Origin of the sequence: Corynebacterium sp. USCH3 (assembly GCF_037619475.1) — a bacterium.
Classification (GTDB): Bacteria; Actinomycetota; Actinomycetes; order Mycobacteriales; family Mycobacteriaceae; genus Corynebacterium.
In genome coordinates, this window is record NZ_JAQPZT010000001.1 from 294008 (window position 1) to 318010 (window position 24003).

The 24003-nt window shown below is 67.1% G+C and carries 25 protein-coding genes; 22 read left to right on the forward strand and 3 right to left on the reverse strand.

Translation table 11 applies throughout. The annotated features are described in order from the left end of the window. Window positions 1–7 precede the first annotated feature (7 nt). From PQI66_RS01370 to PQI66_RS01435, 14 genes are all read left to right on the forward strand, one after another. On the forward strand, window positions 8–601 hold the full coding sequence (locus tag PQI66_RS01370; RefSeq protein WP_339995401.1) for a ribosome maturation factor RimM: 594 nt from the start codon (window positions 8–10) through the stop codon (window positions 599–601). Between the two features lie 11 nt (window positions 602–612). Beyond that, a complete protein-coding gene (trmD, locus tag PQI66_RS01375) occupies window positions 613–1506 on the forward strand; it encodes a tRNA (guanosine(37)-N1)-methyltransferase TrmD (RefSeq protein ID WP_339995403.1) in 894 nt (297 codons plus the stop codon). 167 nt (window positions 1507–1673) lie between these two features. Continuing rightward, complete coding sequence (locus PQI66_RS01380) at window positions 1674–2387, forward strand: hypothetical protein (RefSeq protein ID WP_339995405.1); 714 nt, start codon at window positions 1674–1676, stop codon at window positions 2385–2387. A 74-nt stretch (window positions 2388–2461) separates the two neighbouring features. Beyond that, window positions 2462–2842 (forward strand): hypothetical protein, encoded by a 381-nt coding sequence (locus tag PQI66_RS01385; RefSeq protein WP_339995407.1) that lies wholly within the window; start codon window positions 2462–2464, stop codon window positions 2840–2842. After that, window positions 2839–5241, forward strand: coding sequence for a Tex family protein (locus PQI66_RS01390; protein WP_339995408.1), 2403 nt, complete (start codon window positions 2839–2841; stop codon window positions 5239–5241). Before PQI66_RS01385 ends, PQI66_RS01390 begins: the two co-directional genes overlap by 4 nt. A 158-nt stretch (window positions 5242–5399) precedes the next feature. After that, the gene (gene rplS, locus PQI66_RS01395) at window positions 5400–5741 is read left to right on the forward strand and encodes a 50S ribosomal protein L19 (protein ID WP_038548041.1); all 342 of its coding nucleotides are present in this window, start codon (window positions 5400–5402) and stop codon (window positions 5739–5741) included. A gap of 205 nt (window positions 5742–5946) precedes the next feature. After that, window positions 5947–6903, forward strand: coding sequence for an alpha/beta hydrolase (locus tag PQI66_RS01400; protein ID WP_339995411.1), 957 nt, complete (start codon window positions 5947–5949; stop codon window positions 6901–6903). Window positions 6904–7108: 205 nt separating this feature from the next. Beyond that, window positions 7109–7867, forward strand: coding sequence for a signal peptidase I (gene lepB, locus PQI66_RS01405; protein ID WP_339995981.1), 759 nt, complete (start codon window positions 7109–7111; stop codon window positions 7865–7867). A gap of 39 nt (window positions 7868–7906) precedes the next feature. After that, window positions 7907–8551 carry a ribonuclease HII gene (locus tag PQI66_RS01410; protein ID WP_445227985.1) on the forward strand — a complete coding sequence of 215 codons (645 nt, stop codon included), beginning with the start codon at window positions 7907–7909 and terminating at the stop codon, window positions 8549–8551. Further along, the gene (locus PQI66_RS01415) at window positions 8548–8853 is read left to right on the forward strand and encodes a DUF2469 domain-containing protein (RefSeq protein ID WP_038548047.1); all 306 of its coding nucleotides are present in this window, start codon (window positions 8548–8550) and stop codon (window positions 8851–8853) included. The genes PQI66_RS01410 and PQI66_RS01415 overlap by 4 nt, the downstream gene beginning before the upstream one ends. Before the next feature lie 124 nt (window positions 8854–8977). Continuing rightward, on the forward strand, window positions 8978–9415 hold the full coding sequence (locus tag PQI66_RS01420) for a YraN family protein (RefSeq protein ID WP_339995413.1): 438 nt from the start codon (window positions 8978–8980) through the stop codon (window positions 9413–9415). Next, window positions 9412–11019 carry a YifB family Mg chelatase-like AAA ATPase gene (locus PQI66_RS01425; protein ID WP_339995415.1) on the forward strand — a complete coding sequence of 536 codons (1608 nt, stop codon included), beginning with the start codon at window positions 9412–9414 and terminating at the stop codon, window positions 11017–11019. The genes PQI66_RS01420 and PQI66_RS01425 overlap by 4 nt, the downstream gene beginning before the upstream one ends. A 14-nt stretch (window positions 11020–11033) precedes the next feature. Next, window positions 11034–12296, forward strand: coding sequence for a DNA-processing protein DprA (dprA, locus tag PQI66_RS01430; protein WP_339995416.1), 1263 nt, complete (start codon window positions 11034–11036; stop codon window positions 12294–12296). 51 nt (window positions 12297–12347) lie between these two features. Further along, on the forward strand, window positions 12348–13355 hold the full coding sequence (locus PQI66_RS01435) for a tyrosine recombinase XerC (RefSeq protein WP_339995417.1): 1008 nt from the start codon (window positions 12348–12350) through the stop codon (window positions 13353–13355). Window positions 13356–13395: 40 nt separating this feature from the next. Here the strand turns inward: PQI66_RS01435 and PQI66_RS01440 are convergent, their stop codons facing one another. Beyond that, the gene (locus PQI66_RS01440; RefSeq protein WP_445227986.1) at window positions 13396–13971 is read right to left on the reverse strand and encodes a peptidoglycan DD-metalloendopeptidase family protein; all 576 of its coding nucleotides are present in this window, start codon (window positions 13969–13971) and stop codon (window positions 13396–13398) included. 624 nt (window positions 13972–14595) lie between these two features. Between PQI66_RS01440 and rpsB the strand changes: the two genes are divergently transcribed. From rpsB to PQI66_RS01465, 5 genes are all read left to right on the forward strand, one after another. Then, window positions 14596–15432 carry a 30S ribosomal protein S2 gene (gene rpsB / locus PQI66_RS01445; RefSeq protein WP_339995420.1) on the forward strand — a complete coding sequence of 279 codons (837 nt, stop codon included), beginning with the start codon at window positions 14596–14598 and terminating at the stop codon, window positions 15430–15432. Between the two features lie 54 nt (window positions 15433–15486). After that, entirely contained in the window at window positions 15487–16305 is an 819-nt protein-coding gene (gene tsf, locus PQI66_RS01450; protein ID WP_339995422.1) for a translation elongation factor Ts, read from the forward strand. Between the two features lie 254 nt (window positions 16306–16559). Then, window positions 16560–17255: a UMP kinase gene (pyrH, locus tag PQI66_RS01455; protein WP_339995423.1), complete on the forward strand. Its 696-nt coding sequence runs from the start codon at window positions 16560–16562 to the stop codon at window positions 17253–17255. A 191-nt stretch (window positions 17256–17446) separates the two neighbouring features. Next, window positions 17447–18004: a ribosome recycling factor gene (gene frr, locus PQI66_RS01460; RefSeq protein ID WP_339995426.1), complete on the forward strand. Its 558-nt coding sequence runs from the start codon at window positions 17447–17449 to the stop codon at window positions 18002–18004. A gap of 35 nt (window positions 18005–18039) precedes the next feature. Beyond that, window positions 18040–18936, forward strand: coding sequence for a phosphatidate cytidylyltransferase (locus tag PQI66_RS01465; protein ID WP_339995985.1), 897 nt, complete (start codon window positions 18040–18042; stop codon window positions 18934–18936). Between the two features lie 45 nt (window positions 18937–18981). Here PQI66_RS01465 and PQI66_RS01470 read toward each other — a convergent pair whose 3' ends face one another. Next, window positions 18982–19446, reverse strand: coding sequence for a LapA family protein (locus PQI66_RS01470; protein ID WP_339995427.1), 465 nt, complete (start codon window positions 19444–19446; stop codon window positions 18982–18984). Between the two features lie 68 nt (window positions 19447–19514). On the opposite strand from PQI66_RS01470, the gene rlmN reads away from it, so the two are divergent. Next, complete coding sequence (gene rlmN, locus PQI66_RS01475; protein WP_339995429.1) at window positions 19515–20627, forward strand: 23S rRNA (adenine(2503)-C(2))-methyltransferase RlmN; 1113 nt, start codon at window positions 19515–19517, stop codon at window positions 20625–20627. A 140-nt stretch (window positions 20628–20767) separates the two neighbouring features. Here the strand turns inward: rlmN and PQI66_RS01480 are convergent, their stop codons facing one another. Then, window positions 20768–21232: a DUF2631 domain-containing protein gene (locus PQI66_RS01480; RefSeq protein ID WP_339995431.1), complete on the reverse strand. Its 465-nt coding sequence runs from the start codon at window positions 21230–21232 to the stop codon at window positions 20768–20770. Between the two features lie 288 nt (window positions 21233–21520). On the opposite strand from PQI66_RS01480, the gene dxr reads away from it, so the two are divergent. Next, window positions 21521–22705, forward strand: coding sequence for a 1-deoxy-D-xylulose-5-phosphate reductoisomerase (gene dxr, locus PQI66_RS01485; protein ID WP_339995433.1), 1185 nt, complete (start codon window positions 21521–21523; stop codon window positions 22703–22705). After that, window positions 22702–23928, forward strand: a complete 1227-nt coding sequence (locus PQI66_RS01490; RefSeq protein WP_339995435.1) for a M50 family metallopeptidase — start codon at window positions 22702–22704, stop codon at window positions 23926–23928. The genes dxr and PQI66_RS01490 overlap by 4 nt, the downstream gene beginning before the upstream one ends. Window positions 23929–24003 lie beyond the last annotated feature (75 nt).

A 24003-nucleotide genomic window follows, 5' to 3' on the forward strand; every position in this document is an offset into this window, starting at 1 on the left:
GACCTCCATGTCAGGTACTGAACAACTCCAGATCGGTCGGGTCGTCAAGCCGCACGGCGTGCGGGGGGAACTGGTGGTCGACGTGACCACCGATGATCCGGACGGGCGCTTCGCGGTGGGTAGCGTCCTGACCGGGCGGCAGCGGGGGACGGAGCGGACTCTCACCGTGACAGCGACCCGTCCCCACCAGGGCCGGCTGCTGGTCACGGTGGACGAGGTCTCGGACCGCACCGACGCCGAAACGCTGCGGGGACTGCGCTTCTTCGGCGACCCGGTGACGGAACCGGGGGACGACGGTTTCTACGACCACCAGCTCGAAGGACTCCGTGTACTGGACTGTGGTCCGGTCGACGAGGAGACCGCCCACGCCCGTGCCTATGAGGGGGCCACCCCGGAGCCGGTCGACATCGGCGTGGTCAGCGGTGTGACCCACGGGCCGGCGGGGACGCTGCTGGAGGTCGCCGTGGACGCGGACGTCCCGTTGACGACGGCCGGGTCGACGATCCTGATCCCGTTCCGTCACGCCATCGTCCCGATCGTCGACCTCGACAACGAGGCGCTGGTGGTCACCCCGCCGGAGGGACTGCTCGACCTCGGGTAGGATCAACCCTCATGCGTCTGGACGTCATCACCATCTTCCCTGAGTACCTGGACCCGCTGCGGCACGCTCTTCTCGGCCGGGCGATCGAGCGGGGAATCCTCGACATCGGCGTCCACGACCTGCGCTCCTGGACCCACGACGTGCACAAAGCGGTGGATGACACCCCCTACGGCGGTGGGCCGGGGATGGTCATGAAGCCGACGGTGTGGGGGCCGGCACTGGACGACGTCGCCGCGTTGCGTGGCCCGGCGGCTGACGGCCGTCGTCTCGAGAGTGCGCAGCCCCACGTCCCTGGTGCCGTGAACGCTGACACAGGGCACGGGCCAGGGCACAGATCCGATGAGGTCGCCGTGCCGGAGGCCGGGTCCGCGGGTGGGGAGCGTCCGATACTCGTGGTGCCGACTCCGGCGGGTGCACCGTTCACCCAGGCCACGGCCGAACGCTGGGCCGGCGAAGACCGACTGGTCTTCGCCTGCGGACGCTACGAGGGCATCGACCAGCGGGTCTTCGACGATGCGTCGCAGCGGTACCGGGTCGAGGAAGTGTCTCTCGGTGACTACGTGTTGATCGGTGGTGAAGTGGCCGTCCTGGTGATGGCGGAGGCCGTGGTGCGGCTGATCCCGGGGGTGCTCGGCAACCGGCGCAGTCACGAGGAGGATTCCTTCCAGGACGGGCTGCTGGAGGGGCCGAGCTACACCAAACCCCGCGTCTGGCGGGACCGCGAGGTGCCCGGCGTCCTGCTGTCCGGCGACCATGCGAAGGTCGACCGGTGGCGCCGTGACCAGGCGCTCTTACGGACGGAGGCCACCAGGCCGGAGTTGCTCGACGCGTTGGACCGTGAGGGGGCGTTGGACGCCCGGGACCGCAGCGTCCTCGATCAGTCGGGGGAGCAGTCGGGGGAGTAGCCGTCCGACAGTCCCCCCGCGACGCCCGGCAGGTTATCCCCACCGGGTCTGCTGTCCACAGCCTCCCGGCTGTTGTCCCGGCCGGGACGTCTGCGGCTCGGGGAGGCCGGTAGCGTCGCTGCGGAGGGCCGGTGAGACCACCGGTCCCGGGACAAGGGGAGGATCACATGCCAGTCACTGAACCGGTGAACAGTCCGTCGGTGGAGGAACTCACCGTCTATCCGTTCAACCGGATGGAACTGAGGATGGCGCAGAGCGGGCTACGGGGACGGTCCGCGGCGGAACGGGCCGCGATCTCCGAGATGGTGCGGACCCGCGGTGCAGCGTACGCGGCACGCTTCCGTCACGCCGCTGAGCTGTCCTGGAGAATGCCGGAGATGTACTGGTCGGCGGTCGAGGACGGACGGATGACGCTGGAGCACATGGACGCCGTCTGGCGCCGTATCGACCGACACGCCGGACTCAGGGCCAGGATCGAGGCCCAGGAGGCCGAGTTGCAACGCCAACGGGACCTCGCCGGGACTGAATCCGACGACAGAGAGAACGACACCGGGCCGGGGAGCCCGGACTTCTACGAGGAACCGGTGCCCTGGGAGGTCAACGACGCCCCGTGGCGGCGGCGTTTCCCCGAGGTCGAGAGCGCGTACTGCCCGTCGGCGGACCGCTCGGTGGAACGTGCGGTGACCGACTGGCTGATGGCCTGTCCCCACCGGCTGATCACCGCCTCCGGTGCCGGCTCCCTGATCCCGCGCTCCACGGTGACGATCCACCGGCTGCGGGAGGTGGTGGACGGTGCCGTGGACGAGGACCTGGTGACCAGGGAAGAATACGAGCAGCACGGCGCGGCGGTGCCGTTCAATCCTGCAGACCATCCCTTCTGAACGGTCCCGGAGACTGTGGCGCCGTCCGACGCCGGCGGTGCGTGCGTCCGACGGCGCGACTAGCGTGGCGGGGTATGACAGCCTCCGAGCGACAACGCAGCGCCACCGGCACCGACATGACCGTCCTTCTCCGTCCGGGCTGTCGGGACACACTGGTCGGCGACATACGGGAGGTCCTGTCCGGTCGGGGTGCGATACGGACCGAGGTGGGGCTCGCCGCGATCGCATCAGCGTGTGAACCGGACAACATGCTGATCGCCGAATACCAGCAACGGTTCGAGGCCCCGCCGGTGAGCGAACAGGTCCACCGGCTCACGGTGCACGCGTACTGGTCGGGTGCCGCCCCGGCGACCGTCGGTATCACCAGGGACATCGCCGCCTGCCTGCCCCGTCTCGGTGACGGGTCGCCCGGACTCTGGTTCGGGCAGACCACCACGCTACGATCGTGCGAATGAGCGTCCGACACACCGCAGGAAACAGCGACACAACGATCACGACGGCATTGGCACGGGAACTCGGCATCGGTGAGTCCCAGGTCCGGGCCACCGTCGGCCTGCTGGACGAGGGCAACACCGTCCCGTTCATCGCCCGCTACCGCAAGGAAGTCACCGGCGGTCTGGATGACTCACAGCTGCGCACCCTGGAGACCCGGTTGCGCTACCTGCGGGAACTCGCGGACAGGAAACAGACGGTGCTCGCCGCCATCGACGAGCAGGGCAAGCTCACCGACGAACTCCGTGACCTGATCCTCGGCTGCGACACCAAGGCGCGCCTCGAAGACCTGTACCTGCCGTTCAAGTCCACCCGCCGCACCAGAGCCACCATCGCCAGGGAAGCGGGACTGGAGCCGCTGGTCGAGCAGTTGCTCGGGGACTGCGCCACGGATCCCGTCGAGCTTGCCGGAGGCTTCATCACCGAGGGGTTCGACGACAGCAAGGCCGTGCTGGCCGGAGCCCGGGCCATCGTGCTCGAGGAGATTTCCACGGATGCCGACCTGGTCGGTGACGTACGGGAACGGTTCTTCGCCACAGGTTCGATGACCGCCGGGGCGGTCGCCGGCAAGGAGAACTCCCCGGAGGCGCAGAAGTACCGCGACTACTTCGAGTTCTCTGAACCGTTCACCAGCCTCCCCAGCCACCGGATCCTGGCGTTGCTGCGCGGCGAGTCGGAGGGGGTTCTCCAGCTCACTCTCGACGCCGGCGACGACGAGATCTACCAGGGGATGATCGCGTTGGCACGGGGCCTGGAACCCCGCGGTGACGCGGCGGACGGCTTCCGCGCTGAGTGCACACGCTTCGGATGGCGAACCAAGCTCCAGGTCTCCTCCGGTGTGGATGTCCGTATGCGGTTGAAGGACCGGGCGGATGAAGCCGCGGTGGAGGTCTTCTCCCGGAACCTGAAGGATCTCCTGCTCGCGGCTCCGGCCGGCCAGCGCGCGACCCTGGGACTCGACCCCGGCTACGCCCACGGTGTGAAGTGTGCCGTCATCGACCAGACCGGCAAGGTCCTGGACACCGTGGTGGTGTACCCCCACAAGCCACAGAACAGGTGGGACGCGGCGTCGTCGTCCCTGGCCACACTCTGCGCCCGGCACAATGTCGAGCTCCTGGCCGTCGGCAACGGTACCGCCTCGAGGGAAACCGAGAAACTCGCCCGCGAGATCGCCGAGACCGTGTCCTCGGCCACGGGTGCCCGTCCGACACCGGTGATGGTCAGCGAATCCGGGGCATCGGTGTACTCCGCCTCGGAGCTGGCCGCCGAGGAGTTCCCGGACATGGATGTGGCATTGCGCGGTGCGGTGTCGATCGCGCGTCGGCTGCAGGATCCGCTGGCGGAACTGGTCAAGATCGACCCGAAGTCCATCGGGGTCGGGCAGTACCAGCATGACGTGAACCAGGCGATGCTCGCCGCCGGCCTGGACTCGGTGGTGGAGGACGCGGTGAACTCGGTCGGTGTGGACGTCAACACCGCCTCCGTGCCGCTGTTGCGACGGGTCGCCGGGGTGAACGCGACACTGGCGGACAACATCGTCAGCCACCGCGAGAACAACGGAGCCTTCGCCACCCGGCGTCAGCTCAAGGATGTGGCGAGACTGGGGCCGAAGGCCTTCGAACAATGCGCAGGCTTCCTGCGCATCCACGGCGCTGCCGACCCCTTGGACGCGTCCGCGGTGCACCCGGAGGCGTACCCGTTGGTGCGCCGCATCACCGAAGCGACCGGGGTCGCCGTGACCGACCTCGTCGGAAACTCGGCGGTGCTGCAGAAGCTCAACCCGCGTGACTTCGCCGACGACACCTTCGGAGTCCCGACGGTGACGGACGTCCTCGCCGAACTGGACAAGCCGGGCCGGGACCCGCGGCCGGAATTCCGCACGGCGTCGCTGGCCGACGGCATCGAGAAAATCTCGGACCTGAGTCCCGGCATGGTGCTCGAAGGCACCGTGACGAACGTGGCGGCGTTCGGCGCGTTCGTCGACCTTGGCGTGCACCAGGACGGCCTCGTCCACGTCTCGGCGATGTCGGACAAGTTCGTCTCTGATCCGCACGACATCGTCAGCTCGGGGCAGGTGGTGAAGGTCAAGGTCATGGAGGTCGACGTCGACCGGCAACGCATCGGACTGAGCCTGCGGTTGCAGGACGAGCCGGGCGACCCGGCCCGGAAGAGCGGTGGGGCGGGAAACCGGCGTCCGCAGAAGAACGGGCCGGACGGTGGAAAGGACCGGAACCGCACGCGGGGCGGCGAGCGCGCAGGTGGTCGAACAGGTGGCCGGGGGACCGGGAGTCGTGGGCAGAAGCAGGCCCCGGCCGGCGGGTCGATGGCCGACGCCCTGAAGCGAGCCGGGTTTGGCCGGTAGGCCGCGGAACTGGCATAATAACCGGGTTGCGTGAAACCTGCCTCGGGACCGGGGCAGGGGCACGTCAAAATTCAATGGTGTGGGCATGAACGCGTACCGCCCGTCAGGGGCAGGTCGTGGGTCCTCTGTCCGATCGAAGACTCAGCAAGGAAACTAACATGCACTATCTCGACAAGGTCGATGCCGCACAGCTGCGCAGCGACATCCCCGACTTCCGTCCCGGCGACACCCTCGACGTCCACGTCAAGGTCATCGAGGGCGCCAAGAGCCGTGTCCAGGTGTTCCGTGGCGTCGTCATCCGTCGTCAGAACTCCGGTATCCGCGAGACCTTCACGGTCCGCAAGGTTTCCTTCGGCGTCGGCGTGGAGCGTACCTTCCCGGTCCACTCCCCGAACATCGATCACATCGACGTCCTGACCCGCGGTAAGGTCCGTCGTGCGAAGCTGTACTACCTGCGCGACCTGCGCGGTAAGGCAGCGAAGATCAAGGAGAAGCGCTAAGCTTCCGGCCCTCACGGGCCGATACGAAGGCCCCGGCCTGCATGTTCTCCAACGAGAGAGCACGCAGGGCGGGGCTTTTTGTTGTCGCACCCCTGATGGGACACCCCTTAGAGCCGCACGAGCATGACACTGTGCCTACGAAACCGGCAGGATTAATATGGCATAAGCGACGTACCGGGTGGGGTATCGATGTACGTTGAAGGGCATGACAATTTCATTGAGGAGCATCGCGGGCGCGGTGCTGATGCCGGTGGTGGCCGCTGTCGGGGTGGCTGTTGTCGGTGGTGTTCCGACGGCGATGGCAGATGTGCCCGAGACATGCAGGGAACACAGCGCCGTCTCGGTGACCTGTGATGTCCGCTCGGAGTCCATGGGTCGGGATATCTCGGTCGTGGTGAAGCCGTCACCGACCCCGGCCAACGGCAAGGTTGTCCAGTTCCTCGACGGCGTCCACGGCGGTGACGGGTGGAGTAGCCGCGCCATGGAGTACGTCGCCGATGACGAGGCGACGATCGTCTTCCCGTCCGCGGACCCACGGTCGTTCTGGGTGGACTGGGACTCCACCGCCCCCAACGGACTGGAGATGAAGTACGAGACCTTCATGACTGAGGAGCTCCCGGACTACCTTGAGTCCGAGTTCGGTGTCGCTGACGGAGGCAGGAACCGTACCGGGGTGGTGGGGCTGAGTATGGGGGCGTATTCGGCGATGAACCTCGCGTCGAAGCACCCGGCCATGTACCGGTCGGTGTTGGCTTTGAGCGGCTTCTACAACAGCCAGATGCTGGCCGGCCGTCTTGCGGTGGATGCCACGGCTATCACCCACGGGGAAGACAACGCGGGAGTGCCCTGGGACACCGAGCAGTCCCGCATGCAGGACAACCCCTGGCTCAACGTCGACAACCTGACGATGCCGGTATACATGGCGGTCGCCACGGGAATCCCGGATCCACGTAGCGACTATCCGCTCAGGACAACCGTCGACGGCGCCGTTATCGAGGTCGGTAGCCTGGGGGCGACCGCGGCGTGGGACCTGTGGACCAGGCTGCACGGGAAAGACAATGTGTCGATCACCTATACGCCGGTCGGCGTCCACGCCTACGACACCTGGATGAATGCTGCCTTCAGGGACCAGAAACTCTACCGGGAATTCACCAGGTTCTGAGTATCCGGTGTCAGAGGGGCCCGCGGCGTTGCGGCATCGCGGGAGTTCGCCCCCTCGACTGGTAATCTCAGTTGCCGTGACTGATCCGAACGACCCTGATGCCGGAACCGACGTGCCGAATGCCGTGGAGCAGGACGACACGTGGGGTTCCCGCCAGAACTCGGGGGGCCCGTCGGCCTCGACGGACCCCGGGACCGACACACCGATGACCGAGCGGGAGAAGGTGGCCGCACGGCGTGAGGAGTCCGAACGGAAGCGGAAGCGGACCTATCCCTGGTGGGTGGAGTTCCCGATCATCCTGGTCATCGCACTAGTGCTGCTCGCCCTGTTCAACTCTTTCGTCGGTCGGCCGTACCTGATTCCCTCGGAGTCGATGGAGCCGACGCTGCACGGATGCGAGGACTGTGTCGGTGACCGGATCTTCGTCAACAAGCTGTCCTACAGTTTCGGTGGCGAGCCGTCGCCGGGGGACGTCGTCGTCTTCAACGGTCCTGAGTCGTGGAACGACCAGTATGTCTCCCAGCGCTCGGACAACAGTGTCGTCAGCGGTTTCCAGACGGCGTTGTCCTATATCGGGATCCTGGCCCCCGACGAGAACGCACTGGTCAAGCGGGTCATCGCGACGGGTGGCCAGACGGTGCAGTGTCAGGCGGGAGATCCGGGGGTCATGGTCGACGGCAGGAAGGTCGACGATTCCTACACCCGTTCCCCGATGACCTACCAGGTCGACCCGATGACCGGGTCGGACGCCTGCCAGGGTGCGTACTTCGGACCTGTCACGGTGCCGGACGGCAATCTGTGGGTGATGGGGGACAACCGCACGAACTCCGGTGACTCGCGGTTCCACGTCGGTGATGAACTCCAGGGCACCGTGCCCGTGGATGATGTTGTCGGCAAGGTCACCGCCAGGATCTGGCCGTTGAACCGCATCGGCGGGGTCGCGTCCCCGGATATCCAGCAGTAGGTGGTGGTTCCGGTGCGCACCATGCCGGACGGGCGGACCCTGGAGTGGGCCGTCCACAAGGCCGGACTGGGGCCGGTCGCCGGCGTCGACGAAGCGGGACGTGGCGCGTGCTGTGGCCCCGTCACCGTCGCTGCCTGTGTGCTTCCCCCCGGTCCGGTCCCGGAACTCGTGGGGCTCACCGATTCCAAGAAGCTGACGCCGAAGAAGCGGGACCACTTCTTCGAGGTCGTCAAGGATGTCGCCGAGGACTGGTCGGTGGTGCACGTTCCGGCGGCCTACGTGGACACCTGGGGCATTCAGCACGCGAATCTCGGGGGCATGCGTCGCGCCGTGGCGCGGCTCGACGTGCGTCCCGGCTACATCCTCACCGATGCGATGAAGGTCAACGGGTTTCCACGGCCGCACCTGCCGGTGGTCAAGGGCGACCTCGTCGCCCGGTGCATCTCGGCGGCCAGTGTGCTGGCGAAGGTGTCCCGGGACCGCCTGATGGTCGAGTTGGACGGTGACTTCCCCGGATACGGGTTGGCCGGTCACAAAGGCTACGGCACTGCGTCGCACATGGCCTCGGTGAGTCTGCTCGGCGGGACGCCCGAGCACCGTTACACTTACTCCAATGTGGCCGCCGCCCACCGGCGGTGGCAGGCAGGACCGCCGATCGAAGAGGGAGATGACCAGCAACCGTGAGTGCGGAGGAGCTTGAGGACTACGAGGCCAACGTGGAGCTGTCCATGTACCGCGAGTACCGCGACGTGGTCAGTCAGTTCAGTTACGTCGTGGAGACCGAGCGCCGGTTCTACCTCGCCAATGCTGTCGAACTGTTGCCCCGCAACGCCAACGGGGAGGTCTACTACGAGGTCCGGATGTCGGACGCGTGGGTCTGGGACATGTACCGTCCCGCGCGTTTCGTGCGCTACGTCCGGGTGATCACCTACAAGGACGTCAACATCGAGGAACTCGACAAGCCCGACCTGCGTATGCCCGACTGAACCGGCGGTTAACCCACCGGGTGCGGCTGAACTGTCCACAGGGCACTGGTTCTCCACAACCTGCTGGAGATTCCGGCCCTCGGGCACGCCCCCGTGGCACGAGGGGGTGCCATAGTCCTGAGCTATGCCAGATGCCACGGACAAGCACAGCAGTACCGGCCCATACGACAACCGCGACCGTCGTAGCCGCCCCCGGAGAAACCTCAGGGACGTCGGCTCCCGTGGGGAGGACGAGGCCGCGGCGTACTTCGCCGACCGGGGATACGAGGTGCTCGACCGGAACTTCTTCACCGCCCGTGGGGAAGTGGACATCGTCCTGTCCGGACCCGGCGACAGGGGCCGTGCCGGGGAGCTGATCGTCTTTGTCGAGGTCAAGTGGCGCCTCGACGGGAGGTACGGGACGGGTGCCGAGGCGGTGACCCCGGCCAAGCTGGCGGCGATGAGGCACGCCGGCGCAGAGTGGTTGCGGCGCCATCCCGGCCATCGGGCGCCGGTGGTGCGCTTTGACGTCCTGGACATCACGGCAGGCGAGACCACCCACTACGAGGGAGTGGGCTGGTGACGACGTTCAGCGACCGGTCACCGGTCAGGGTGGGACAGGCCCGGGGCATGGCGTTGAACGGGGTCAGCGGGACACCGGTGATGGTGGAGTGTGACATCAGTCGTGGCCTCCCGGGGATGAGCATCGTCGGACTGGGGGACACCGCCGTGGTCCAGGCCAGGGACCGGGTCCGCTCGGCGATGATCAACAGTGCCCTGGACTGGCCGAAGAGCAGGGTGGTGATGAGCCTGTCGCCGGCATCGGTACCCAAACGGGGATCGGGCTTCGACCTGCCGATGGTGCTGGCAATCCTTGCGGCGCAGGGTGCGGTCCCGGCGGAGGAGGCCCGGTCGACTCTCGTCGTCGGCGAGCTCGGGCTGGACGGAACCGTTCGTCCGGTCGACGGGGTGCTGCCGATGCTGCTTGGAGCGCACGGGGCGGGATTCCGCCGGGCTGCGGTTCCCCGGGGCAACGGGGCCGAGGCAGCCCGTGCCGCCCGGGCGACGGGCCTGGAAATCGTCGGCCTCGGTCATCTCCGTGAGTTGGTGCCGTGGCTGCGGGGAGAACCGGTCGGGAATATCGGGGCCGGTACGCAGGCCGGTGCGGGGGGTGGGGGACTGCAGGATTCACTGCAGACGGGACCGGAACCTGACCTTGCTGAAGTCTGCGGGCAGCAGGAGGCCCGTCGGGGCCTCGAGATCGCTGCGGCGGGCGGCCACCATCTGTGGTTGTCCGGCCCACCCGGTTCAGGAAAGTCGATGCTGGCGGAGCGCCTGCCCGGGATCCTTCCTGCGTTGCGGGAGGACGAGCAGTTGGAGACAGCGGCGGTGCAGTCGGTCGCCGGTGCCCGGGACCGGCTGGAGCGGGTGTGGAACGGCGAACGCCCGTTCGTCGCACCGCACCACTCGGTCACCCGTGCAGCCTTGACCGGTGGAGGCTCGGGCAGGATTCGCCCCGGGGCGGTGAGCCTCGCACACAACGGGGTGCTGTTCATCGACGAAGCGCCGGAGGTGGCGTCGGGAACGCTGGAACTGCTCCGTACCCCGATGGAGACAGGGCGGATCGACGTCGTGCGCCACCACGGTACGGTGCGTTTCCCTGCGCGGTTCCAGCTGGTTCTCGCATCGAACCCCTGCCCCTGTGGTGCGGCTGAGGCGGTGGACTGTCGTTGCCGGGGCGGCGTGCGCGACCGGTACCTGCAGAGATTGTCGGGGCCCCTGCTGGACCGGGTGGATCTGTCGGTGCGCACCCGCGCGGAGCTGACGGCGGCGCTGGTGCCGTCGGGCGTGGCGGACCTGTCGCCGGGCGAATCCAGTGCGGAGGTCCGGGACAGGGTGGCCGAGGCACGGGGCAGGTCCGTGCACCGGTGGGGTCGCTGGGGGTCCAATGCTGCCGTGCCGGGCCCCTACCTCCGGCGGGAGTATCCCGCCGACGACGCGGGAATGGCGATTCTCCAGGAGAAGCTCCGGGCCGGGGCCGTGTCACACCGTGGTGTCGACCGCACGCTGCGGGTCGCCTGGACGATGGCTGACCTCAGCGGGGTCGGGCGGCCCGACACCTCCGCCGTGCTCGACGCACTCGAGATGTACACCGGCTCCGTCGACCGCGGCGGGGCGCAGAAATGAAGGAGTTGGGGACGATGCGTGAGAGCCATACAGACGACGACGGCGAGCGGGACCTGTCGCGGCAGAAAGCCTGGATGTACCTGCGTCGCGTGGTGGAGGCGTCCCGGATGGACCTCTTGGAGTTGCTCTGGCCGGGTGGCGTCACCGGAGGCACGGTCGCCGCGGTGGACACCTCCGCCCCGGCGGATGTCGAACGGGTGGCGGGGATGATCAGCCGTCGCGACCCCACCCTGCCCCGCGAGCTGCTCGACAACACCCGGCGTCGGGCCGACGCCGACCCCGACCGCGACCTCTCGTTCGCCCGGGAGCAGGGCTGGCGGTTGATCACCCCGGACTCGGCTGAGTGGCCGACCGACCACCTCGCATCCTCATTCATGAACATCGGGCCGGACACGATGGTCGACGGCATCCGCGGCCAGGCCACCCAGCCCTTCGCCCTCTGGGCGACGGGGGCGGCCCGGCTCGGCGATACCGTCGACAAAGCGGTCGCGATGGTCGGCACCCGGTCGTCGACGGCCTACGGCAACCGCACCACCCACGCCATGGCCGGTGAACTCGCCACCGCCGGGTACACGGTGGTTTCCGGCGGAGCGTTGGGAATCGACACCGCAGCACATTCCGGGGCACTGAGCGCGGCCGGTCGCACCGTGGTCGTCGCCGCCGCCGGCCCGGGCGTGGTCTACCCGCGGGCCAATGAAGGCCTCTTCCAGGCGGCTACCCGTCGCGGGCTGGTGATCTCCGAGTACCCGCCGCACCAACGGCCCGCCCGCCACCGCTTTCTCACCCGCAACCGTCTGGTCGCCGCCCTGACGCAGGGCACCGTCCTGCTCGCGGCGGGGTACCGCTCAGGCGCGGTCAACACCGCGAACTGGGCCGACTCGATGTACCGGCCCGTCATGGTCTTGCCCGGGCCGGTGGACTCGGCAGAGTACATCGGATGCCACAAGAGGATCCGCGACGGGGCCGGAATCCTCGTCACCCGCGCCGAGGACGTCCGGGAAGTCCTGGAGCCGTTGGGCACCGTGGACACCGAACTCCAACTCAGCCTGGAGTTCGGCGCCACCCCGGTGCAGAAGCTCACCGCCGACCAGCTCCGGGTCTACGACTCCTGCGGGGTCGACAACGACTTCTCGGGTCGGCTGGAGCAGATCAGCGCGGACACTGCGCTGCCGATCGAGGCGGTGGCGAGAATCATCACCGAACTCGAGGCACTGACGTTGGTGACCCGGTCCCGCGACCGGTGGGTCAAGACACAGGAGTTCAGCGGACGCACATGACGGTCTGCTGCAGTGCCCGCTGTCGTGGAGCCACCGGTTAGAATCCGAGTCATGGACAACGACCGACATCCCCAGACACCCCCGGTGTCGCAGCACCCCGGGAAGTCCGTCGGCACCGCCATCGACGACTACCTGGAGTACCTCGCCCTGGTCAAAGGGCGGTCAGCGAATACCATCGCCGCCTACGGACGCGACCTGCGTTCCGCCTGTGAGGGGCTCGACAGTGTCGACCAGTTCACCCTTGAGCGTGGTCGCGACGTCCTGGACTGGGCGCTGGAAGCAGGTGCCTCCCGCGCGTCGGTGGCGCGACTGGTGTCCAGTATGCGCGGCTTCGGGGGGTGGCTCAGCCACACCGGGCTGCTGGGCGTCAACCCGGTTTCAGCCCTTCAGGCTCCTGCCCCGCAACGCCACCTGCCGAGCGTGCTCAGTACCGACCAGGCGGATGCCCTGCTCGACCACGCCCGGCACAAGGCAGAAGCGGGGACAGGCGGGGGAGGAGACGGCAACGACCCGACCGGCCTCCAACACGCGGTGGCTGTCCGCGACTGGGCGATCCTGGAACTGCTCTACGCCAGCGGAATCCGGGTGTCTGAGCTCTGCGGAGCTGACCTCGACGACCTCGGTGACCGGGACCTCCGTGTCACCGGCAAAGGAAACAAGACCCGGGTCGTCCCTTTCGGCGCCAGCGCCCACGACGCCCTGACCGCCTGGCTGGGCCTCCGACACCTGGTGGCCGCGACGCAGCCTGGCGGGCTTCCGCCTGGTCACACGGTTCCGGCACTGTTCCTCGGGACCCGCGGAGGACGGATCGACCAACGTCGTGTCCGGGAGATCGTCCAGGACGCCGCGCAGGCCGCGGGGACACCGGGCGTCACCCCGCACGGGCTCCGGCACTCCAGTGCCACCGCAGTCCTCGAGGGCGGGGCAGACCTACGGGTCGTCCAGGAACTGCTCGGTCATTCCTCGATGCAGACCACGCAGATCTACACTCACGTCGGCTCCGAGAGACTGCGACGCGTCTACCGGCAGGCACACCCCAGATCGGGCTCACACGAATGACGGTGCGCCGCCACAGTCACTGCCGCGGTCACCGCCACAGTCACCTCCACAACCTCACCACCACAGGACCGAGCAGACTCATCGGGTCAATGTAACGGTCGTGGTTCTCCCCGGTGCGTGCTCCCCAGGACAGCCCGTCGCCGCGCCGGGCCGACGCGGGCAGGGACGCTGTATCGGCGAGTGTGCCGATGTTCTGGCCCGCGGTGACGTGCTCGCCGGTCGACACCGCGGCAAGGACAGGCTCGTAGGTGGTCCGCACGCCGTCGGCGTGGTTGACCGATACCACGGGAGTGCCGGCGACCACGCCGGCGAAGTGGACCGTGCCTGCCGCGCTGACCGAGACCGTGTCGCCGGGCATGGCATACAGGTCGACGCCGCGATGACCCGGCAGCCAGTTCTTCTCCGGGATGTCGGCCGGCACCAGGACTCTGCCCGGCACCGGACGTAGGTGCGGCGGAGTCACGCGCTGTTCCTGCGTCGCCGGGCCGGGAGGCCCCGACGCTGTGCCGATCGGCGCTGCCACCGCTGACAGAGACGTCGTAGTGATCGCCAGTGCCGCGGTGGAGGCCAGTAGTGTGCGGATCACCGCCCGTCTCGTCCACCGGTCCGTTGGCATCCCTGCCCGGTAAGTTCCCGTCATGGGAGACATTATTGGCGACGTGGGTGTCGGAGTGCTGGCGCGTGGTCTGCCGTTGTGGACAACCTGGTGCCAATGGGAATGATGGGGCGAGCGGGGCGCTGTGGGGCGCATGGTGCGGTGGCCGCGGAGTGAGACGGGCAGAGGTGCGGTCGGATAGTCCACAGCAGAGTGGGACAGAGTTGTGGGATCCCCTGGTGCCGGGTACATTCAACACCCGCAGTATGTCCGCCAGTCCGGCGCGGCGCTCAGCCGGTGTTGTCCACCGGTTGCCGACGACGGCTCCCGCGAACGCCACAGTCACACGCGATCTGTGCCGGGACCGGGCGAGCGATCCGTCACGTCGGGGCGGTGGATGTGCTGACATCGCGTAGGTATCGCGTGATCCGACACTGTGGCCCGTCCGTCAACGGTCCCCGCTGAAGTCAGTGGGGTTAACTGGGCGGGGACAACCCGGGGATGCCTGCCAGGGCGACCGATGAACTGACGGACACCGTCGGCAAGTCGGCCGTGAAAGAACCGTCAACCTGAACTTTTGAAAGCGAGGAAGGGGAGCGGCGGCCGAGGAAGAAGTCCCCGGTCAGCGAACTCTCCTGAACTACCATGGCTGTTGTCACCATGCGCGAACTGCTGGACGCCGGCGTCCACTTCGGTCACCAGACCCGTCGTTGGAACCCGAAGATGAAGCGCTTCATCTTCACCGACCGTAACGGCATCTACATCATCGACCTGCAGCAGACTCTGACCTTCATCGACGAGGCCTACGAGTTCGTCAAGGAGACCGTTGCCCACGGCGGCAACGTCCTCTACGTCGGCACCAAGAAGCAGGCCCAGGAGGCCATCGCCACCGAGGCCGAGCGTGTCGGTATGCCCTACGTCAACCACCGTTGGCTCGGCGGCATGCTCACCAACTTCCAGACTGTCGCCAAGCGTCTGCACCGTCTCAAGGAGCTCCAGGCAATGGAGGCCGCCGAGGACGGTTACAAGGGCCGCACCAAGAAGGAGGTGCTGATGCTGACCCGCGAGCGGAACAAGCTCGAGCGCGTCCTGGGCGGCATCTCCGACATGTCCAAGATCCCCTCCGCACTGTGGATCGTGGACACCAACAAGGAGCATATCGCCGTCTCCGAGGCGAAGAAGCTCAACATCCCGGTCGTCGCCATCCTCGACACCAACTGTGACCCGGACGACGTCAACTTCCCGATCCCGGGCAACGACGACGCGATCCGCGCCACCACGGTGCTGACCTCCGTGATCTCCTCCGCCGTCGAGGCCGGGCGCGCCGCCCGCGCCGAGCGCCAGGCTGCCGCAGCCAAGGAGTCCGCCGGCGACGCAGAGAAGACCGCCGAGAAGGCAGAGAAGACCGAGAAGACCGAACAGGCTGAGGCTCCCGAGGCTGACGCTGCTGTGGAGACCCCCGCAGCCGAGTCCGCAGAGTAGTTCTCTCCACGCCTGTACTTTTCACTTCCACCATCTGAAGGAGGATCGCCTCACATGGCGAACTACACCGCCGCCGACGTCAAGAAGCTCCGCGAGCTCACCGGCTCCGGCATGATGGCCTGCAAGAAGGCCCTCGAAGAGTCCGAGGGTGACTTCGACAAGGCTGTCGAGATCCTGCGCATCAAGGGCGCCAAGGACGTGGGCAAGCGCGCCGAGCGCACCGCTGCCGAGGGCCTGATCGCCGTTTCCGGCAACACCATGGTCGAGATCAACTCGGAGACCGACTTCGTCGCGAAGAACTCCGAGTTCATCGAGCTGGCCAACCGCATCGCCGAGGCCGCCGCAGCCGCCAAGGCCAACAGCCCCGAGGCACTGGCTGCCGCTGACGTCGACGGCAAGTCCGCCGAGACCGTCATCCAGGAGCTGTCGGCCAAGATCGGTGAGAAGCTCGAGCTGCGTCGTGCCGTCACCATCGACGGTGACAAGGTTGCCGTCTACCTGCACCACCGCTCGTCCGACCTGCCCCCGGCAGTCGGCGTGCTCGTCGCCTACACCGGTGACGACGAGGGCGCGGCCAAGGCCGCCGCCATGCAGGTCGCCGCACTCAAGGCCACCTACCTCTCCAGCGAGGATGTCCCTGAGGACATCGTCGCCAAGGAGCGTGAGATCGCCGAGGCGACCGCACGCGAGGAAGGCAAGCCGGAGAAGGCACTGCCGAACATCATCGAGGGACGCCTCAAGGGCTACTTCAAGGATGCTTGCCTGCTGGACCAGCCGTCCGTCACCGAGTCCAAGAAGACCGTCAAGCAGGTCATGGACGAGGCCGGCGTCACGCTGACCGGTTTCGTGCGCTTCGAGGTCGGCCAGAGCTAACCCCTCAGGTCCTCCCCGTCCCGCCGACAGGCGGTGCACCGCTGAACCCGTCTTCCCCGGATCACCCCGGGGTCGGCGGGTTCAGTGCTGTCCGGGACAGGTCGACAGGCTAGGATGTTCAGACGGACACAGACCGCGCCAACACCCCACAAGGAGATCCCACGGTGGCCGAAAGCACAGCACATACCGCGAGCACCGCGAGTACCGGAACCGAGCCGACCGGCACACCCGGTCCTACCGGTTACAAGAGGGTCATGCTGAAACTGGGGGGCGAGATGTTCGGCGGCGGCAAGGTCGGTATCGACCCTGACGTCGTCGAGAACGTGGCACGGCAGATCGCCGAAGTCGCGAGCACGGGCGCGGAGATTGCGGTGGTCATCGGTGGCGGGAACTTCTTCCGCGGTGCCCAGCTGCAGCAGCGTGGACTCGACCGAGCACGCTCCGACTACATGGGCATGCTCGGCACGGTGATGAACTGTCTCGCGCTGCAGGACTTCCTGGAGCAGCAGGGCATCGACTCCCGTGTCCAGACCGCGATCAACATGGCACAGGTCTCCGAGCCCTACCTGCCGCTGCGTGCCGACCGGCACCTGGAGAAGGGAAGGGTCGTGATCTTCGGCGCGGGCATGGGCATGCCGTACTTCTCCACGGACACCACGGCCGCCCAGCGTGCCCTGGAGATCGGCTGCGAGGTGCTGCTGATGGCCAAGGGGGTCGACGGCGTCTACGACGACGACCCGCGCACCAACCCCGATGCCGAGCTCTTCCACGAGATCACCCACCGCGAGGTCATCGAACGGGGACTCAAGGTCGCGGACGCCACGGCATTCAGCCTCTGCATGGACAACAACATGCCGATGCTGGTCTTCAACCTCCTCACCGACGGCAACATCGCCCGCGCTGTGGCGGGCGAGCAGATCGGCACCCTCGTCGCGACCCCGGCGTCCTGAGTGGCGTCGTGACGGCGTGCTGACGGCGCCGTCCCCGAGGCGGCCATGCCGCCTCCCCGGACCCCCGTCCGTGCCTGACGGCGCGGTGTGAAGTGTGAACTTCCGGGAAACTCTCCTCCGGTGACTGGTAGATTCGTCACTGGAACAGCAAGACCTGCCCGCAACAGTTTTTCTTCGACAAGAGGACAGCAATGATTGACGACACCCTGCTCGAGTCCGAGGACTATATGAGCCGCTCGGTGGAGCACGTCCGCGAGGACCTGATGACCATCCGTACCGGTCGTGCGAATCCCGCCATGTTCAACGGTGTTTTCGCCGAGTACTACGGTGTGCGCACCCCGATCACCCAGATGGCGACGATCAGTGTGCCGGAGCCCCGCATGCTGATCATCAAGCCCTACGAGATGTCGGCGATGCAGGACGTGGAGAACGCCATCCGCAACTCCGACCTCGGGGTCAACCCCACCAACGACGGACATGTTCTGCGTGTCACCGTCCCGCAGTTGACCGAGGAGCGGCGTCGCGACCTGGTGAAGGTCGCCAAGTCGAAGGGTGAGGATGCGAAGATCGCGATCCGCAACATCCGTCGCAAGGGCATGGACAGCCTGGCGAAGATCCAGAAGGACGGCGACGCCGGCGAAGACGAGGTCAAGGCCGCCGAGAAGGAACTCGACAAGGTCACCCAGCAGTACGTGGGTCAGGTCGATGCCGTCGTGGACTCAAAGGAGAAGGAGTTGATGGAGGTCTAGTGGCCACTAGACGTTCATCAGACCCGGACCCCACCGTGAATGCCGCGAAACCAGAGGGGCGGGACGGCTACCGTCTTCCGCAGCCGAAGAACTCTGCTGGACGGAACCTTCCTGTCGCCATCGCCAGTGGTGTCGGCCTCGGACTCCTGGTCGTCGCCGGTCTGGCGGTGCCGTACTTCTGGTACCCGCTGGTCGCCGTGGCGATGGGACTGGCGACCTACGAGGTCTGGAGCAGGCTGCGCGAGAACGGCTACGTCCTGAACCTGCCTGTTCTGCTCGTCGGTGGGCAGGCCATGATCTGGGCGTCGTGGCCTTTCGGCGTGACCGGGTTGACTTCCGCCTTCGCGCTGACGGCGGTTGCGACGGTGGTCGCGCGGCTCTTCCACAACGGTACGAGGATGTCGCCGACCAACTGGTTGCGCGACATCGGCATCTCGCTGTTTGTCCTGGTGTGGATCCCGATGTGCGGGGCCTTTGCCGGGATGCTGTCGCAGTTGAGCTACCAGGACGTTCCCTGGTGGAGCTTCGTGCTGACCTTCATGCTGTGCGTGATCGCCTCGGACGTCGGCGGCTACGCCGCCGGGGTCTTCTTCGGGAGCCACCCGATGGTGCCGGCGATCAGCCCGAAGAAGTCCTGGGAGGGCTTCGCCGGCTCCGTGGTGTTCGCCGCACTCGTCGGCATGCTCTCGGTGCTGTTCCTGCTGGATCTTCGTGATCCGATGCATTATGTCCTGGGGCTGTCGCTCGGTGCGGGGCTGGCACTGTGCGCCACCGTGGGCGACCTGGTGGAGTCGCAGTTCAAACGTGACCTGAAGATCAAGGACATGTCCGCGATGATCCCCGGCCACGGGGGCCTGATGGACCGCCTCGACGGGATGCTGCCCGCGGCGATGCTCACCTGGATCGTGATGACGGCGGTGGCGGCGCTGTAGGAGGGGAGTGGGGCGCAAGCCCCCGCCCTGCCACTGCCCTCTGGCTCAGCGGCGTCCGTTCCTGCCGTGCGACCGGGCGTTGTCGGGGTGGTTGATCTGGCGGCGCAGCTGCAGGATCCGCACTGCGCCGACACAGGCCATGACCAGCGCCCCGGCGATGGCGGCGATGAGCATGCCGACGCCGATCGGGAAGTTCCACTGCCAGATGAACATCTGCAGCTGCACCGACTCCTGGTTCTGCAGGATGAACACCAGCAGCAGGATCAGGATGACTGCCCCGATGGTCAGCCCCACCCACGTGGAGCCCGCGATGGAACCGGCCACCGTGGGCTTGTCATCGGACGCAGCCCGCGTGTCGTCTGCCTTCTCGGAACCGTCGGACGCGGTGGCGTCCAGTGCCGCTGTATCGGCCACAGTGTCGGTGACCTCGGTGTTCGTTCCTCCGCCTGCACTGTCGGTGGAGGGGACGGTCAGGTCGTCTGAGTACTCATTCCCGGCGCTCTTAGTCATGCCGCCCAGTGTAGTGGTACGTGACGATGTGCTCACCTCCTCGGTGACGTGCAATAATGGCCGACACCATGACTACACCGGTACAACTGCAGTTCCGTGCCCCCACCAGGGGCATGCCGCCCACCCACCTGGCCGACCTCACTGACGACGAGGTCTCGTCGGCGGTCACCGACGCCGGTCTGCCCGGCTTCCGCGCCAATCAGATCGCGCGTCAGTACTACGGGCGCCTCGAAGGCGACCCGACGCAGATGACCGATCTGCCTGAGAGTCTGCGCGCCACCGTTAAGGACACCCTGTTCCCCACACTGATGGAGTCGGTGCGCAACATCTCGTGTGACGAGGGGCAGACCCGCAAGACCCTCTGGAAACTCCACGACGCGACCATGCTCGAGTCCGTGCTGATGCGCTACCCCGACCGCGCGACGTTGTGCATCTCGTCCCAGGCAGGATGCGGCATGGCCTGTCCGTTCTGTGCCACGGGCCAGGGGGGACTGGACCGTAACCTGTCGACCGCCGAGATCGTCGAACAGGTCCGGGCCGCAGCGAGGTCCATGCGCGACGGCGAGGTCGAGGGTGGCGAAGGCCGCCTGTCGAATATCGTCTTCATGGGCATGGGGGAGCCGTTGGCCAACTACAAGCGAGTGGTCAAGGCGATCAAGCGCATCACCTCCCCGTCCCCGGCAGGGTTCGGGATCTCGGCGCGCAACATCACCGTCTCGACCGTCGGGCTGGCCCCCGCGATCCGCAAACTCGCGGACGAGGGGATGCACATGCGCCTCGCCGTCAGTCTGCACTGCCCCGACGACGAGTTGCGGGACACCCTTGTCCCGGTGAACAACCGGTGGTCGGTGGACGAGGTCCTTGAGGCCGCCCGCTACTACGCCGACAAGTCCGGTCGCCGTGTCTCCATCGAGTACGCCCTGATCCGCGACATCAACGACCACCCGTGGCGTGCGGACCTCCTCGGCAAGAAGCTGCGTGGGGCACTCGGCAACCAGGTGCACGTCAACCTGATTCCGCTGAACCCGACACCCGGATCGAAGTGGGACGCCTCACCGAAGCCGGTCCAGGACGAGTTCGTCCGCCGGGTCACGGCCCAGGGCGTCGCCTGCACAGTACGTGACACCCGTGGCCAGGAGATCGCTGCAGCCTGCGGTCAGCTCGCCGCCGAGGAACGCTAACCAGCTCCGCACCGGGCTCCCGGCCCGCCACGTCAGCAGTAGGGCGGCCGGGGTACAAGCCCTGGAGAATGACAGAGGCCCCGCACCGTCCGTATCCCGGACGGTGCGGGGCCTCGTATGGTGCCGAGGTGGGGAAACCCCTAGTGGTGCAGCGCGTGCTTCGGGGTCTCGACCTCCTCGACCCCGTCGGAGCCGACACCCGGGAGGTTCCAGGAGCGCAGTTCCGCGGTGGTCATGTTGGCGTAGACGCCCGTGAGGTTGCGCTGGTCGGCGGCCCAGTCGGGCTCCTGGTGGCCGGCCGGCTTGTTGTGTGCGGTCACCGTGGCGCGGGCCGGCTTCGGCTTCCAGTTCGGTGAGGAGTGGCGGGCGTAGAGCGTGGTGCCGAGCAGGACCAGGACACCGATGGCGACCAGCCAGATATTCTCCACGTGTCCGGGGTGGTTACCGAACAGCATGCCGAACATGGCGAGGCCACCGAAGTAGCCCATGATGATGGTCGTCTTCCGCGGGAACTGGTGCCAGCCCCAGGCGGCGGACGGCTCATCCTCGGTGGAAACGCCGTTGTACACTGCCACCTTCGTGCCATGATTTCCGTGATCGGCCACGTCGATATCCTCCTGAACTAGGACGGCAGTGGTCACCTGCCGAATTATCGTCTCCATTCTTACACATCACTGCGGCGCGGTGAACTTCCGGCCCGCCGCGGGTTCCCCCGTTTGTGCCACCGTCCGCCTCACCGGCTGCGTCGCGGCTCAGGGCGGCTCCGCTACCCGGAGCCTCCCGGAGCTGTGCGGCGTCGTGCTGACGGGTAGCTGGGGGCAGCCTGGAGGTCTGCTGGGGGAGTGCGGGGACGCGGCCTCCCGGCTACCGGACGGTCACGGCACCGTGGAACAATGGGCCGGGTGAAGAAACGAGTAGTGGTGCTCGGAAGCACCGGTTCGATCGGTACGCAGGCGCTCGAGATCATCGCACAGAACCCCGACCGCTTTGAGTTGGTCGGAGTCTCGGCGCACGGTTCGAAACCGGATGTGCTGCGCGAGCAGATCCGCACGTTCGGCCTGGGGGCGCATCAGGTGGCGGTCGCCAGTGAGCGGACCGCCGACGACATCGACCGGGACCTGGACGCCCATGTCGTCCGCGGCGTGGACTCCGCCCGGCAACTGGTCGAGGGGCTCACCGAGTCCCTGGGGCTGGGGGCCGAGGACGTCGTCCTCAACGCTCTCGTCGGGTCCCTCGGGCTCGACGCCACCCTGGCCACCCTCAACGGCCGGGTACGGCTGGCGCTGGCGAACAAGGAGTCCCTGGTGGCCGGCGGAGAGCTGGTGCTCAACGCCGCCGCAGAGGGGCAGTTGGTGCCGGTGGATTCCGAGCATTCCGCCATGGCGCAGTGCCTGTGGGCGGGGCGTCACGAGGACGTCGATTCACTGGTGCTCACCGCCTCGGGTGGGCCGTTTCGCGGGTGGAGCCGCGAACAGCTGCAGGACGTCACACCGTTGCAGGCGGCGAACCATCCGACCTGGTCGATGGGGCAGATGAACACGCTGAACTCGTCGTCGATGGTGAACAAGGGGCTCGAACTCATCGAGGCGTCCCTGCTGTTCGGCGTGCCGGCCGAGAAGATCGACGTCACCGTGCACCCTCAGTCGATCGTGCACTCGATGGTGACCTTCCGCGACGGTGCCACCATCGCACAGGCCTCGCCGCCGTCGATGAAGCTGCCGATCAGCCTTGCTCTGGGTTGGCCCGGACGGGTCCCCGGGGCTCAGCGGGCCCTCGATTTCTCGACCGCCTCGACCTGGGAGTTCGAGCCCCTCGACGACGACGTGTTCCCGGCGGTGCGGTTGGCACGCGAGGCTGTGACCGCCGGCGGCTGTATGCCCGCGGTCTACAACGCGGCGAACGAAGAGGCTGCCGTCGAGTTCCTCAACGGGGCCCTCCCGTTCCCGCAGATCGTCGACACGATCGCTGAGGTCATGGCGGACTGCGGTGACCGTGTCGCCCGCCCCCGCGACATCGACGACGTCCTCGACGCGGAGCGTGAGGCACGGGCCAAGGCCCATGAGAGGATGGGCCGGTGAGCTTCGCGCTAGGCGTCATTCTCTTCGCGCTGGGTATCGGTGTCACGATCGCCCTGCACGAGGCCGGGCACATGGTCGCCGCCCGGGTCTGCGGTATGCGGGTCCGCCGCTACTTCATCGGCTTCGGCCCGACCGTGTGGTCCACCACGCGGGGTCACACCGAGTACGGGCTCAAGGCCATTCCTCTGGGAGGGTTCTGCGACATCGCCGGGATGACGGTGAATGACCCGTGGACTGAGGAAGAGGAACCCCACCTGATGATCAACAAGCCCGCGTGGAAGCGGGTCTTCGTGATGATGGCGGGCATCCTGGTCAACATCGTGCTCGGCGTGCTGATCATCTTCGGCGTTGCGGTGAGCTTCGGGCTTCCCGACACCACCCCGCCGCCGCAGCCTGCCACAGCTGCCGAGCTGGTTTGTTCACCGGAGAACGACAAGAATGAGGCTTCCTGTAGCGGTGACGGTTCCGCGGCATCATCCGGCGTTCGGGTCGGTGACACTTTCCGCGAGGTTGACGGTCGTTCGATCGACGAGTTCCCGGATGCCGTCGCCGCGGTCCAGGAGGTGGGACGTGCCGCCGGCGACGGTGGGGCGAGGGTGGGGGATACCGTCACCGTGCCCGCCACCGTCGAGCGAGACGGCCAGGAGCGGAACCTGGACCTGCAGGTGGAACTCGTTGAACGCGAGGGCCAGACCGTCGGTGCGATCGGTGTGAAGTTCGCGATCCAGCCCACGCCGAACGTCGACTACAATCCTGTGACCGCCATCGGTGGGACGGCAGACTTCACCTGGAACCTCGGCAAACAAACCGTCGAGGCACTGATCGACCTCCCGCAGCGCTACTGGCCGGTGGTGCAGTCCATCTTCGGCGCGGAACGTCCGACAGACAGTCCGGTCAGCGTTGTCGGCGCGTCTCATGCCGGTGGCCAGCTTGTCGAACATGAACAGTGGATGAGTTTCCTCCTGCTTCTGGCGAACCTCAACTTCTTCCTCGCGGTGTTCAACCTGGTGCCGCTGCCGCCGCTCGACGGTGGCCATGCGGTCATCGTCATCTACGAGAAGCTGCGCGACCGGTTGCGGCGCATTCGGGGTCTCGAGGCCGGAGGCCCGGTCGACTACGTCAAGGTGATGCCGGTGACCTACGTCGCCACCGCGATCCTGCTGGTGTTCGGGCTGACGGTGATCGTCGCCGACGTGGTCAACCCGCTGCAGCTGTTCCCGTAACCACCGCCGTTGTTTTAGCCCGTCACGGTAGGCGGGAGTAGACTGAGCACGTAGATCCACACGGAAAGAAGGACT

Excerpts from the sequence above, each read along its gene's own strand:
- PQI66_RS01380 (WP_339995405.1), top strand. The coding sequence starts at position 1,674 with ATGCCAGTCACTGAACCGGTGAACAGTCCGTCGGTGGAGGAACTCACC.
- PQI66_RS01435 (WP_339995417.1), top strand. The coding sequence starts at position 12,348 with ATGGACAACGACCGACATCCCCAGACACCCCCGGTGTCGCAGCACCCC.
- PQI66_RS01470 (WP_339995427.1), bottom strand. The coding sequence starts at position 19,446 with ATGACTAAGAGCGCCGGGAATGAGTACTCAGACGACCTGACCGTCCCC.
- dxr (WP_339995433.1), top strand. The coding sequence starts at position 21,521 with ATGGGCCGGGTGAAGAAACGAGTAGTGGTGCTCGGAAGCACCGGTTCG.
- frr (WP_339995426.1), top strand. The coding sequence starts at position 17,447 with ATGATTGACGACACCCTGCTCGAGTCCGAGGACTATATGAGCCGCTCG.
- PQI66_RS01420 (WP_339995413.1), top strand. The coding sequence starts at position 8,978 with ATGCCAGATGCCACGGACAAGCACAGCAGTACCGGCCCATACGACAAC.
- pyrH (WP_339995423.1), top strand. The coding sequence starts at position 16,560 with ATGCTGAAACTGGGGGGCGAGATGTTCGGCGGCGGCAAGGTCGGTATC.
- dprA (WP_339995416.1), top strand. The coding sequence starts at position 11,034 with ATGCGTGAGAGCCATACAGACGACGACGGCGAGCGGGACCTGTCGCGG.
- trmD (WP_339995403.1), top strand. The coding sequence starts at position 613 with ATGCGTCTGGACGTCATCACCATCTTCCCTGAGTACCTGGACCCGCTG.
- PQI66_RS01370 (WP_339995401.1), top strand. The coding sequence starts at position 8 with ATGTCAGGTACTGAACAACTCCAGATCGGTCGGGTCGTCAAGCCGCAC.
- PQI66_RS01390 (WP_339995408.1), top strand. The coding sequence starts at position 2,839 with ATGAGCGTCCGACACACCGCAGGAAACAGCGACACAACGATCACGACG.
- rpsB (WP_339995420.1), top strand. The coding sequence starts at position 14,596 with ATGGCTGTTGTCACCATGCGCGAACTGCTGGACGCCGGCGTCCACTTC.
- tsf (WP_339995422.1), top strand. The coding sequence starts at position 15,487 with ATGGCGAACTACACCGCCGCCGACGTCAAGAAGCTCCGCGAGCTCACC.
- PQI66_RS01400 (WP_339995411.1), top strand. The coding sequence starts at position 5,947 with ATGACAATTTCATTGAGGAGCATCGCGGGCGCGGTGCTGATGCCGGTG.
- rplS (WP_038548041.1), top strand. The coding sequence starts at position 5,400 with ATGCACTATCTCGACAAGGTCGATGCCGCACAGCTGCGCAGCGACATC.
- PQI66_RS01385 (WP_339995407.1), top strand. The coding sequence starts at position 2,462 with ATGACAGCCTCCGAGCGACAACGCAGCGCCACCGGCACCGACATGACC.
- rlmN (WP_339995429.1), top strand. The coding sequence starts at position 19,515 with ATGACTACACCGGTACAACTGCAGTTCCGTGCCCCCACCAGGGGCATG.
- lepB (WP_339995981.1), top strand. The coding sequence starts at position 7,109 with ATGACCGAGCGGGAGAAGGTGGCCGCACGGCGTGAGGAGTCCGAACGG.
- PQI66_RS01440 (WP_445227986.1), bottom strand. The coding sequence starts at position 13,971 with ATGCCAACGGACCGGTGGACGAGACGGGCGGTGATCCGCACACTACTG.